This is a genomic window from Bordetella genomosp. 9, assembly GCF_002261425.1.
Taxonomy (GTDB): Bacteria; Pseudomonadota; Gammaproteobacteria; order Burkholderiales; family Burkholderiaceae_B; genus Bordetella_C.
On record NZ_NEVJ01000003.1, the window covers coordinates 2,471,917 to 2,484,100 of the forward strand.

At 68.9% G+C, this 12,184-nt stretch carries 11 protein-coding genes; 8 read left to right on the plus strand and 3 right to left on the minus strand.

What is annotated here, in order from left to right; all coding sequences use genetic code 11:
* Positions 1–20 precede the first annotated feature (20 nt).
* Genes CAL26_RS22260 through CAL26_RS22270 form a run of 3 tightly spaced genes read left to right on the plus strand, consistent with a single transcriptional unit; the run spans position 21 to position 3,609 of the window.
* Positions 21–746 (plus strand): maleate cis-trans isomerase family protein, encoded by a 726-nt coding sequence (locus tag CAL26_RS22260; RefSeq protein ID WP_444876514.1) that lies wholly within the window; start codon positions 21–23, stop codon positions 744–746.
* Positions 743–2,275, plus strand: coding sequence for a dihydropyrimidinase (gene hydA, locus CAL26_RS22265; RefSeq protein WP_094848884.1), 1,533 nt, complete (start codon positions 743–745; stop codon positions 2,273–2,275). The genes CAL26_RS22260 and hydA overlap by 4 nt, the downstream gene beginning before the upstream one ends.
* Complete coding sequence (locus tag CAL26_RS22270) at positions 2,272–3,609, plus strand: amidohydrolase family protein (RefSeq protein WP_094848885.1); 1,338 nt, start codon at positions 2,272–2,274, stop codon at positions 3,607–3,609. The genes hydA and CAL26_RS22270 overlap by 4 nt, the downstream gene beginning before the upstream one ends.
* On the opposite strand, the gene CAL26_RS22275 is transcribed toward CAL26_RS22270, so the two are convergent.
* Positions 3,606–4,523 (minus strand): LysR family transcriptional regulator, encoded by a 918-nt coding sequence (locus CAL26_RS22275; protein ID WP_094848886.1) that lies wholly within the window; start codon positions 4,521–4,523, stop codon positions 3,606–3,608. The two genes, CAL26_RS22270 and CAL26_RS22275, sit on opposite strands and share 4 nt — an antisense overlap.
* Before the next feature lie 79 nt (positions 4,524–4,602).
* Between CAL26_RS22275 and CAL26_RS22280 the strand changes: the two genes are divergently transcribed.
* Genes CAL26_RS22280 through CAL26_RS22295 form a run of 4 tightly spaced genes read left to right on the plus strand, consistent with a single transcriptional unit; the run spans position 4,603 to position 8,457 of the window.
* Positions 4,603–5,580 (plus strand): alpha/beta fold hydrolase, encoded by a 978-nt coding sequence (locus CAL26_RS22280; RefSeq protein ID WP_094848887.1) that lies wholly within the window; start codon positions 4,603–4,605, stop codon positions 5,578–5,580.
* 10 nt (positions 5,581–5,590) lie between these two features.
* Positions 5,591–6,517, plus strand: coding sequence for an alpha/beta fold hydrolase (locus tag CAL26_RS22285; RefSeq protein WP_179283437.1), 927 nt, complete (start codon positions 5,591–5,593; stop codon positions 6,515–6,517).
* A gap of 36 nt (positions 6,518–6,553) precedes the next feature.
* Positions 6,554–7,528: a Bug family tripartite tricarboxylate transporter substrate binding protein gene (locus tag CAL26_RS22290; RefSeq protein WP_094848889.1), complete on the plus strand. Its 975-nt coding sequence runs from the start codon at positions 6,554–6,556 to the stop codon at positions 7,526–7,528.
* A 41-nt stretch (positions 7,529–7,569) separates the two neighbouring features.
* Positions 7,570–8,457 (plus strand): polysaccharide deacetylase family protein, encoded by an 888-nt coding sequence (locus CAL26_RS22295; protein ID WP_094848890.1) that lies wholly within the window; start codon positions 7,570–7,572, stop codon positions 8,455–8,457.
* Here the strand turns inward: CAL26_RS22295 and CAL26_RS22300 are convergent.
* A complete protein-coding gene (locus CAL26_RS22300; protein WP_094848891.1) occupies positions 8,415–9,359 on the minus strand; it encodes a dihydrodipicolinate synthase family protein in 945 nt (314 codons plus the stop codon). The genes CAL26_RS22295 and CAL26_RS22300 overlap by 43 nt on opposite strands.
* Positions 9,360–9,542: 183 nt before the next feature.
* Here CAL26_RS22300 and CAL26_RS22305 point away from each other — a divergent pair, with 183 nt between their 5' ends.
* Complete coding sequence (locus tag CAL26_RS22305; RefSeq protein ID WP_094848892.1) at positions 9,543–10,445, plus strand: LysR family transcriptional regulator; 903 nt, start codon at positions 9,543–9,545, stop codon at positions 10,443–10,445.
* 10 nt (positions 10,446–10,455) lie between these two features.
* Here the strand turns inward: CAL26_RS22305 and CAL26_RS22310 are convergent, their stop codons facing one another.
* The gene (locus CAL26_RS22310) at positions 10,456–12,171 is read right to left on the minus strand and encodes an IlvD/Edd family dehydratase (protein WP_256988670.1); all 1,716 of its coding nucleotides are present in this window, start codon (positions 12,169–12,171) and stop codon (positions 10,456–10,458) included.
* Between the last annotated feature and the right edge of the window lie 13 nt (positions 12,172–12,184).

Below are 12,184 nucleotides of genomic sequence, written 5' to 3' on the forward strand. Positions count from 1 at the left end.
CTGGAACCCAAACCATGACGATGAAACGCCTGCTGCTCGGCATGCTGACCCCTTCCTCCAACACCGTGCTGGAACCCGTGACCAGCGCCATGCTCGCCGGCCTGGACGACGCCAGCGCGCATTTCGGCCGCTTTCCCGTCACCGAGATCGCGCTGTCGGACAGCGCGCTGGCGCAGTTCGACGACACGCCCATCCTGCGCGCCGCGGAACTGCTGGCGCATGCCAGGATGGATGTGATCTGCTGGAACGGCACCTCGTCCGGCTGGCTGGGTTTCGAGGCCGACCATGAACTGTGCCGCCGCATCGAGGCCGCTACCGGCATTCCGGCCTGCACCTCGGTCCTGGCGCTGAATGAAATCTTCGAACTGACCAAGGTCAAGCGGTATGCGATGGTGACGCCCTACACCGACGACGTGCAGGCGCGCATCCTGGCCAATTACGCGCGAGCCGGTTACGAGTGCGTGGCCGAACGGCATCTGGGCAAGCGCGACAATTTTTCCTTCTCCGACGTCGACGCCGATACGCTGCGCGGCATGGTGCGCGACGTCGCGTCCGCCAAACCGCAGGCCATCTCGATCTTCTGCACCAATCTGCGCGGCGCCCCGCTGGTGCGGGAGCTGGAACAGGAAGTCGGCATTCCCATCTACGACACCATCGCCACCGCCGTGTGGAAGTCGCTGCGGATCGCCGGCGGCGATGTGCGACGCGTGCACGGCTGGGGCTCGCTGTTCCAGGAGGTGGCATGAGCGCGCCCGTCTCGCCCGGCGGCGCCGCCTACGACCTGGTGGTGCGCAATGCCCGCGTCGCCACCGCGGCCGATGTTTTCGAGACCGACATCGGCGTGATCGACGGCCGCATCGCCGCGCTGGCGCGCGGGCTGCCGGCGGGCGCCCGTGACATCGACGCCGCCGGCCGCTGGGTGCTGCCGGGCGGCGTGGACGCCCATTGCCACCTGGCGCAGAAGACCGGCGACGGTTCGGTCATGGCCGACGACTTCCTGTCGGGCACACGCTCCGCCGCCTGCGGCGGCACCACCACGGTGATCCCGTTCGCGGCGCAGCTCAAGGGCGAATCGCTGGCGCAGGCGGTGCGCGACTACCACGCCGTGGCCGACGGCCAGGCCTGCATCGACTACGCCTTCCACATGATCGTCGCCGACGCCACGCCCAGCGTCACGAACGAAGAGCTGCCGGCACTGATTGCCCAGGGCTATACGTCGTTCAAGATCTACATGACCTATGACGACCTGAAGCTGGACGACCGCCAGATCCTCGACGTGCTGTATGCGGCGCGGCGCCACGGCGCCATGACGATGATCCACGCGGAAAGCAGCGACTGCATCGCCTGGCTGGCCGACCGCATGCTGGCCGAAGGACTGGACACGCCGCCCTATCACGCGCTGTCGCGGCCGCCGGTGGCCGAGCGTGAAGCGACGCACCGCGCGATTTCCCTGGCCGAACTGCTGGATACGCCCATCCTGATCGTGCACGTGTCCGGCCCCGACGCCATCGAGCAGATCCGCTGGGCGCAGACGCGCGGCCTGAAGATCTACGCCGAGACCTGCCCGCAATATCTTTTCCTGACCGCGGCCGACCTGGAAGGCGACCTGCTGCACGGGGCGCGCTGCATCTGCAGCCCGCCGCCGCGCGACGAAGCCGCCCAGCAGGCGGTCTGGAACGGCCTGGCCAACGGGACGTTCCAGGTCTTCTCGTCCGACCACGCGCCGTTCCGCTTCGACGGCCCGGGCGGCAAGAAACCCGAGGGCGAGCACACGCCCTTCAACCACGTGCCCAACGGGATACCCGGCCTGGAGACGCGGCTGCCGCTGCTGTTTTCCGAAGGCGTGCTGCAAGGGCGCATGGACATCAACGACTTCGTCGCGCTGACGTCCACCCAGCCGGCCAAGCTCTACGGCCTGTATCCGCGCAAAGGCACCATCGCCATCGGCGCGGATGCCGATATGGTGATCTGGGATACCGGCATCACACGCGTGATCCGCAACGGCGATCTGCACCACAACGTGGACTACACCCCATACGAAGGCCGGACGGTGCAGGCCTGGCCCGCGATCACGCTGAGCCGTGGCCAGGTGGTCTATGCCGACGGCGTCTTCCAGGGACAGGCGGGCCAGGGCCGTTTCCTGCGCTGCGATCGTCCGGCCCCCGCGCGGCCACGGCGCGCGACGCGCCGCCACGCACCCTGGCTGTCCGCCTTGTCGCGCATGGACGCGTGGACGGACGCGGGGACTGCGGGGGACGTGGGGGGCCCGGCATGAATGCCGCGCCCTTCTTCGACCTGCTGATCACCAACGTAACGGCGCTGACGGTCGACCCGGCGAATCCATGTATCGCGCACGCCAGCATAGGCGTACGCGACGGGCGCATCGCCTGGATAGGCGCGGGCGTGCCGCCGGGCGCGCAGGCGACCCGCATGCTGGACGGCACCGGACGCGTGGCCACGCCGGGTTTCGTCAACGTCCATACCCATTCGGTCCTGACGATGGTGCGCGGCGTCGCCGCCGACCTCGGCTTCGCGCCTTCCTATACGCCGGGCATCCCCAAGGCTTCCGACCTGGACGACGAACAGGCGTGCGGGCTGGCGCGACTGGGCGCGATGGAGGCCCTGCTGGCGGGCTCGACCGTGATCGGCGACCACTTCACCCACGCGGACAGCACCACCGAAGCCATTGCCGCCCTGGGGCCGCGCGTCGCGCCCAGCTGGCGCATCCTCGACGTCGATTTCGACCGCGTCGCCCGCAGCCGCGAATGGGTGCACGAGCCCGCCATCGGCGCGGCCCTGCTCGCGCGCGGACTGCAACTGGCGGATCGCTGGGCGGGACATCCCCGCGTCACCGTGCAACTGGCCGCGCATGCGGCCGATACCTGTTCGGATCAATTGCTGGCGGATGTCGCGCTGCATGCCGGCCGGCTCGGCCTGCGCGTGAACACGCACCTGGGCCAGAGCCAGGCCGAGGTCGAACGCGTGCGGGCGCGCTGCGGCAAGACCTCGACCCAGGTGATGGACGAGGCCGGCCTGCTGAACGACCGGCTGATCGCCGGCCACTGCATCTACGTATCGCCGGACGACGCCGCCCGGCTGGCCGCGGCCGGCGCGCACGTCGCGCATATCCCCAAGTGCAACGCCGCATCGGGCCGCTTGGCGCCCACCCCCATGCTGCGCCGCGCCGGCCTGAACATCGCGCTGGCGACCGACACGCAGCATGGCGACATGATCGAACTGATGCGCTGGGCGCTGGCGACCGCGCGCATCCAGGAAGGCCGGGTCGACGATGCCTGGCAACCCGCCGACGTGCTGCACATGGCCACCCAGGGCGGCGCCGATGCGATGGGCCTCGGCGACGAGTTGGGCAGCCTGAGCGTGGGCAAGCAGGCCGACATCGTCCTGCTGAACGCCGACCGGCCGCACTGGGTGCCGCTAGTCAATCCTGCCGGCACGCTGGTGCACACGGGCCAGGGACGCGACGTCGAAACGGTGATCGTCGCGGGCGATATCGTCGTCGACCAGGGCCGGCCGGTGTACGCCGACCTGGAACAGGTCTGCGAAGACGGCAGGCGCGCGGCGCGGCAGGTGTGGGAAAAGGCGAGCTAGCCGGCGCCTTTGCGCGTACCGCCGCCCCCATTCGGGCAACATGCCAGGAACGCGCGCAGGATGGGCGATGCATCCCCCTTGCGCCAGGCGATGGCGATATCGGCGGCGGCGTACGATTCCTTGATCGGCCGGTACGCCACCTTGCGGCCATGCAGCTTGTCCATCGACTCCGGCACCAGCGCCACGCCGGCTCCGGCAGCGACCATGCCCAGCACCGACTCCATGGGCTCGGCCTCCTGCACGACGTTGGGCACGAAGCCGGCGCGCCGGCAGGCCTGCAGCGCCAGCCGGCCGAAGCCGCGTCCCTTCGACCACGGCACCATGACGAAATCCTCGTCCGCGAGGTCGCGCAGCGACAGGCCGCGACGCGCGGCCAAGGCGTGTTCCGCGGGCAGCGCGGCGAGCAGGCGCATGCGCGTCAGCTTGCGCGTTTCGAGCTCGTCGTCGTCGATGGGTAGCACCACCAGGCCCACGTCGATGCGGCCTTCGATAAGGGCCGCCTGGTGATAGGCCAGGTTCAGCGGATTGAGCACCAGTTCCACTTCGGGATGGCGGCGGCGGAATAGCGCGAGCGCGTCCGGAAACAGGTACGCCGCCGTGCCGCCCAGGCCGATGGCGATCTTGCCCACCTGTCCCGCCGCCACGCGCCGGGTGGAAACGACCGCCGCCTGCGCGGCGGCGACCAGGGCTCGCGCCTGCTCGTAGAAATGCGCGCCCGCGGCGGTGAGCCGCACGTACTGCTTGGAACGCTCGAACAACGGCGTACCGATCTCCGCTTCCAGCAGCATGATCTGCCGGCTCACGGGCGGCTGGGACACGTGCAGCAGCGCCGCCGCGCGGGTGAAGCTGAGTTCTTCGGCGACCGCGATGAAATACCGCAACTGGCGCAATTCCATGTAATACCTTTTCAGCATTACCGTGGTGCCGATTATATATTGGACGACTTACGGCGATATTTTTATTCTGGCCTGGCCTCGACACAGGACCGAAGCCATGACAGAGCCAGATCTCCGATGCGCCACCGCCCCCGCTCCTACCGGCATGCCGCCGGGCCGCTGGGTGGACGTGGGGCAGGTCGGCACCCGCTATTTCGAGACGGGCAGTGGCGAGCCCGTGGTCTTCATCTACGGGGGCAATTTCGGCATGGCCGATGGCGCCTCCAGCGCCTATACCTGGAACCTGAACCTGCAAGCCCTGGCGAACGCCGGCTACCGCGCGATCGCTTTCGACAAGCTGGGACAAGGCGAAACGGGCAACCCCTTGCGCGACCAGGACTACACCATGCAGGCGGTCGTGGACCATGCCGCCGCGTTCCTGCGCGCGCTGGACCTGCCGCCCGTGCATCTGGTGGGCCATTCGCGCGGCGGCTATGCGGCAACGCGCCTGACGCTGCAACACCCGCAGTTGGTGCGCACGCTGACCATCGTCAACAGCGGCACGCTCAGTCCGGGCGTGGGCACCAACGAAGTCGTGCTGTGCAACCCGCCGCATCCCCGTGGCAGCCGAGAGGCCGTGCGCTGGGTCTACGAGAACTACAGCCACGATGCGGGCGTCGTCACCGACGAATGGGTGGATGCCGTCATGCGCATCCTGGCGCTCGACAAGTATCGCGTCACGGTGGCGAAGATGGCCGGCGAAGGTTTGGGCGAACGCGTATTCCTGCCGGAGCTCGCCCGGCAGAAACGCGAGACGCTGCGCTGGCTGGACGAAGGCAGGTTGCAGCGGCCGGTGCAGATCATATGGGGCTACAACGACCGCACCGCCGTGCTGGAGCGCGGCATGGAGCTGTTCCGCGCGGTATCGCGGCATCAGCGCGACGCCCTGTTCAGTGTCATCAATGAGTCGGGACATTTCCCCTTCCGCGAACACCCCGCGCAATTCAACGCCCTGCTCGCGCGCTTTTTCGCCTTGCATCGCGTGGCGTGCGACACGGACGCCGTGGACGCCGCGGACGCCGTGGGCAACGCATAAGGACCTGGCCATGAACGATGCATCGATGACTTTCCCTGGACTGCAAACCTGCATGCTGGACATGGGCGGCCGTCCCGCCCGCATCCTGCGCGGCGGCGACGCCGATGCCGGGACCGCCATGGTGTTCGTCCATGGCGGCGCGCCTGGCTTGACACCGTATGGCAGCGGCGCCCACATCTGGGGCCAGGTGCTGCGCCGCTTCGCGGCGGACGGCGCGGTCCTGGCGCTGGACCTGCCGGGCTTCGGCGGCACCGAAGCCGCGACCGCGGCCGGATCGGCAGGGAACGCTTCCACATACAGCATCGAGAGCATGATCGACCACATCGATGCCGTGCTGCGCGCCGCCGGCATCCGCCGCTGCCACATCGTCGCGCACGACACAGGCGGGCTCGCCGCGCTGCTGCTGGCCTGCCGCCAGCCAGGCTATGTCGAGGCCGTCAGCGTCGTGTCGTCGGTCGCCGCGGCGCCTACCGGCGACGGCGTCGAGAACCTGACCCTGGCCCATCCGCCGCTGCCGGCCGGCACCCGCGACAGCCAGCGCTGGGCGCTCGAGCGCGTGTCCTACTCGCACCACCACGTGCGGGATGTGCTGGACGATTGCGTGCGAGCGGCGCGGCAGGCACCCGCGCTGGCCGCCGCCGCGCACATGGCGGACGCCGCCACCCGCCAGGCCTGGGCCGCCTCCCTGGCGCGCTCCAAGGCCCGGTTGTTCGAACTATGCCGCGATGGCGGCGTGCCCGTGCCGGTACAGGTCATCTGGGGCACGCACGACCCGCTGGCGACCGTGGACCAGGGCATGTGGCTGTACCGCATTCTGGCGCAGCGACAGCCCACGACGCATTTCCACCTGATCAACCGGGCGGGCGCGCTGCCTTTCCGCGAAGAGCCCGACGCTTTCCACGCCGTGGTCTCCGCGTTCTCTGACGCCTTACGCTGATCCAGGCGGCCTAAGCCGCATACAAGGGGAATACACATGAAGCGCGTACTTGGAGTCTGCATTGCCCTGATCGTGTCATGCATGGCGGCGGCCGGCGCCGCCGCGGAGTTTCCGGACCGGCCGATCCGCCTGATCATGCCTTTCAGCCCCGGCGGGCCCACGGATATGGTGGCCCGCGTGCTGGCGCAGCATGCCGGGCAACGTCTGGGGCAGACCATCGTGGTGGAAAACCGCGCCGGCGCGAACGGCATCATCGGCACCGGCGCGGTGGCGACGGCAACGCCCGACGGCTACACGCTGCTGCTGGCGCCGACGTCGCACACCATCAATCCCAGCCTGTACAAGAAGCTGCCCTACGACACCGTGCGCGACTTCGCATCGGTGATCTACGTCGGAAACTCGCCCGGCCTGGTGCTGGTGACCGGACCGCAGGTTCCGGCCAGGACGGTGCAGGAGCTGGTGGAACTCAGCCGCAAACCCGGCACGTCCGTCGCCTACGGCTCGGCCGGCAACGGCAACCTGCTGCACCTGGCCGGCGAATACTTCAACCGCGCCACCGGTTCACGCATGCTGCACGTCCCCTATAAAGGCGCGGGGGCCATCATCGCCGGCCTGTATTCGGGCGAAATCCAGGCCGCATTCCTCGGCCCGCCGCAAGCCGCCGAATTGATACAGGCCGGCAAGCTGCGCGGCATCGCCGTGACCAGCGCCAAACGCATCCCGCAACTGCCCGATCTGCCCACGATCGCCGAATCCGGCCATGCCGGCTATGACTTCGACGGCGGCATCCAGGCGGCCATCTACGCGCCGGCCGGCACGCCCCCCGCGGTGATCGCCCGCTTGAACGAGGCCTTCAACGCGGTCTTGACAGAGCCGGACATCCGCACGCGCTTCGCCACGCTGGCGCTGGACATCGCCGGCGGACCGCCATCGGCGCTGGACGAGCAGGTCGCCCGGCGCATGGCCTTGTACGCGGACCTTGTGCGCCAGGCCGGCATCCAGCCCGAGTGAAGCCGGCCGCGCGCCCGCCCCGTCCTCACAGGAACACATCCATGACCACACCGCCCATGAACAGATCCGGTCCCCGCTATCCACGCGACTGGCGCTGGCCGCACGGCGAACATATCGCCGTTTCAGTCACGCTGGCCTTCGAATCCTTCGTGAACCACAGCCAGATCACGCTGGAAAAAACCGCCAACAAGACGGATCATTTTTCGCTGAGCTATGCCGAGTACGGCGCCAAGGCGGGCATCTGGCGGCTGATGGACCTGCTGGACGAATTCGGCATCAAGAGCAATGTGTCGACCAATGGACTCGCGGCGGAACGGCATCCCCACGTGATCCGCGCCCTCGTCGACGCAGGCCATGAAGTCGCGGGCCATGCATGGGCCAACGACGTGCTGATGCGGGACGACAACCCCGCCGCCGAGCTGGAAGAAATCCGCCGCTGCACGCGCGTGTTGACGGAAACCGCCGGCCGACCGCCGCTGGGCTGGACCAGTCCGGGAAGCGCCGGCTCCGCCAACACGCTGGATTTCCTGAAGCAGGAAGGCTATCTGTGGAACGCGGACGATGCCAGCGACGACCTGCCATTCGTCCGCGAAACGGCGCACGGCCCGATCGTCATCATGCCGCGCACCAACCTGCCGCACAACGACTTGTGGATGTGGGTCCTGGGCCGCAATCCGCCTTCCATCATCTGGGACGGATTCAAGGACACCTTCGACGAGTTGTACCGCGAAGGCCAGGGCGGACGGCCCAAGTGGACGGAGATCACCCTGCACGCCCACATGGCCGGCCGCCCCACGCTGATACCGACGCTACGCCGCTGCCTTTCCTATGCGCGCGAACACCAGGGCGTATGGTGGGCGACGAAGTCGGAGATCGCCGCCTGGACCTATTCCGAATACCACAAGGCATCCGCCATCGGCAACCGGTAGTCCGCGTCCGCGAGCTGCCGCCGCAATTCCAGCGACTGCTCGTCCGACAGCTCGACCAGCGGCGGCCGCACGATGCGCCATGCGTCATCGCCCGACTGCCAGGCAACGGCTTCCTTCATCGCCGAAATCATCGGGAAGGCCTGGAAGATGCCGCGGATCTTGCGGATGCGCTCGTGCCAGGCATCCGCCTGCGGCGTCTGCCATTCGCGGTAGAGATGCATGATCTCGGCGGCGTTCACGTTGGCGGTGGCGGTGATGCAGCCTACCGCGCCGGCCCGCAGGCCCGGCAGCAGGAAGACCTCGCTGCCGGGGAACACATCGAAGCCGTCGGCGGCGAACTCGCGCACCATCGCGGCCGTGTTCTCCCAGTCGCCGGAGCTGTCCTTGGCGCCCGCGATCTGCTTGGGATACGCCTTGAGCAGGCGCTCGATCAGGCCCAGGGTGATCGGCACGCCGCTGACCGGCGGGATGTGATACAGGTAGACCCGCAGCCGCTCGTCGCCGACGCCCTCGATCAGGTTGGCGTAGGCGCGGAACAGGCCTTCGTCGCTGACACCCTTATAGTAGAAAGGCGGCAGCACCAGCACGCCCGCGCAGCCGGCTTGCACCGCATGGCGTGTCAGCTCGACCGCGTCCGGAATCGCGCAGGCGCCGGTCCCCGGCATCATGCGCTCGGGCGGCAGGCCCGCCGACAGCAACGCATCCAGCAGGGTCCGCTTTTCCGCGACGGACATGGACGCGGCTTCCGAGTTGGTGCCGAAGACGGCCAGCCCGACGCCCTGCTCGACCAGGGTGCGGCAGTGCCGCACCAGGCCTTCCGCACTGGGCTTGCGGTCCAGCTCGAACGGTGTCAGCACCGGCGACAGCACGCCGCGCAGACGATGATCATGGGGATGGGACATGGCGGACTCCTCCTGGGGGACCGGGCGCCTCGTACGCGGGCGCCACAACGGCAAGGTAGCAGTGTCGCCCGATCGGGAACAAGAAGAAACACCCTTCCGTTACTATCACACCGCAATAATTTTCTGGATGGGCATACCGCGCCTGGGCGCTTTGCCCGGCCCCGGCCGGGCGTGGACTGGAATATGGACACGCGCTATTTGCAGAGCTTCGTCACCGTGGTGGAAAGCGGCTCGTTCGCGCAGGCGGCGCGCCGCCTGGACCTGACGCCCACCGCCGTGGCCGCGCGCATCAAGGCCCTGGAAGAAACGCTGGGCCTGTCGCTGATCAAGCGTGCCGGGCGTTCCGTGCGTCCCACCGAGCCCGGCATGCGCATCCTGGAACGCGCCCGCGCCCTGCTGCGCGATGCCCGCGACCTGGCCGCGCTGGCCGAAGACGACGCTTCTTATGGCGAGCTGCGGCTGGGCGTTTTCGTTTCCGCCATGACCAGCGTACTGCCGCCGGTGCTCAAGCGCGTGTACGCCCGTTATCCCAGCCTGTCGGTGTTCGTCATGCCGGGCGCGTCGGTGGACCTGTGCCACCGCGTGGCGGCCGGCGAGCTGGACGCCGCGATCGTGGTCGAGCCGCAGTTCGCCATCGGCAAGTCGGTGCGCTGGCAATCGATCATGGAAGAACCGCTGGTGGTGGTCGCGCCCGCCGCCATGAAGGGGCGCGATCCGCACGATCTGCTGCGCACCCAGCCCTTCATCCGCTACGACCGGTCGGTGCTGGGCGGCCAGCTGGCGGACCGCTACCTGCGCGATCATCGCATCGTGCCGCACCAGCGGCTGGAGATGGACAGCCTGCTGGGGGTGGCGGCGCTGGTGGACCAGGGGCTGGGCGTCGCCCTGCTGCCCGACTGGTCGTCGCTGTGGTCGGCGCGCTATGCCTTGACGCGTATTGCCCTGCCGGGTCGCGCGCCGGTGCGCCGCGTCGGCCTGGTGTGGCAGGCGCAAGGCGCGCGCACGGCGCTGGCGGAAACCCTGCTGGATGTCGCGCGCGCGATCTTCGCCGGCGACGCCGGGAAAGCGGGCGCGCGCGGCGATTGACCGCGCGAAGCTAAGGCTTGCCGACCGGCGTACTGCCGTTGTCCCGGGTGCCGCGCAGGAAATCGAAATCGCAGCCCTGGTCGGCCTGCGTGACCGTCGTCAGGAACAGCTTGCGATAGCCGCGGTCGTCGCCTTCCCGCGGCGGACGAGGCTGCCATTGCGCCTTGCGGCGCGCCAGCTCCGCGTCGTCCACCAGCAGCGTGAGCTCGCGCTGCCTGACGCTGAGGCGGATGCGGTCGCCGGTGCGCACCAGCGCCAGCGGCCCGCCGATGGCCGATTCCGGCGTGACGTGCAGCACGATGGAGCCCGACGCGGTTCCGCTCATGCGGCCATCCGAGATGCGCACCATGTCCTTCACGCCGGCGCGCGCCAGCTTGCGCGGGATGGGCATGTAGCCGGCCTCCGGCATGCCGGGCGCGCCCACGGGGCCGATGTGCTTCAACACCATGATGTCGTCCGCGTGGATGTCGAGCGCGTCGTCGTCGACGCGCGTCGCCAGGTCTTCCAGGTCCTCGAAGACCACCGCGCGGCCTTCGTGCTCCATCAGCGCGGCGGTGGCGGCGGATTGCTTGATGATGGCGCCGCCGGGCGCCAGGTTGCCGCGCAGCACCGCGATGCCGCCCTGGGCAAAAATGGGCTGGTCGAATGGCCGGATGACGTCCTGCGGAAACGGCGCCGGCGCATCGTCCAGCTCCTGGCCCAGGGTGCGGCCCGTCACCGTCAGCGCGTCCAGGTGCAGCAGGGGCCGCAGTTCGCGCAGCAGCGTGCGCACGCCGCCCGCCTTGTGGAAGTCTTCCATGTAGTGCTGGCCCGACGGTTTCAGGTCCACCAGCACCGGCGTTTCCTTGCCGATGCGATCGAAGGCCTCCATGTCCAGGCGTATGCCCAGGCGGCCGGCGACGGCGGTCAGGTGCACGATGCCATTGGTGGATCCGCCGATGGCCAGCAGCACGCGCAAGGCGTTCTCGAAGGACTTGGCGGTCAGAATGCGGTCGGGCGTCAGTTGGCGGCCGATCAGCGCCACGGCTTCGGCGCCGGTGCGCTCGGCGACGCGGATGCGGTCGGCGGTGACGGCGGGCGGCGACGCGCTGCCGGGCACCGCGATGCCCAGGGCTTCGGCGATGCAGGCCATGGTGCTGGCCGTGCCCATCACCGAACAGGTGCCCACGCTTGCCACCAGCTGGTTGTTGACGTCGGCGATCTCGGCGTCGTCGATTTCTTCCGCCCGGTACTTGCCCCAGAAGCGGCGGCAATCGGTGCAGGCGCCCACGCGTTCGCCGCGATGGGAGCCGGTGAGCATCGACCCGGTGACCAGCTGGATGGCAGGCACCTTGCCGCTGGCGGCGGCCATCAGCTGCGCGGGCACGGTCTTGTCGCAGCCGCCGATCAGCACCACGGCATCCATGGGCTGGGCGCGGATCATTTCTTCCGTGTCCATCGACATCAGGTTGCGCAGGAACATGCTGGTCGGCGAAGCGAAGCTTTCGTGGACCGAGATGGTGGGAAACTCCACCGGCAGGCCGCCGGCGAGCATGACGCCGCGCTTCACGGCTTCGACCAGCTGCGGCATGTTGCCGTGGCAGGGGTTGAAGCCGCTGCCGGTATTGGCGATGCCGACGATGGGCCGCGACAGCGCGTCATCCGTCAGGCCCGCGCCCTTGATGAAGGCCTTGCGCAGGAACAGGGAGAACCCCGCGTCGCCGTAGCTGGTCAGGCCCTTGCGCATGCCGGTTGGCGGG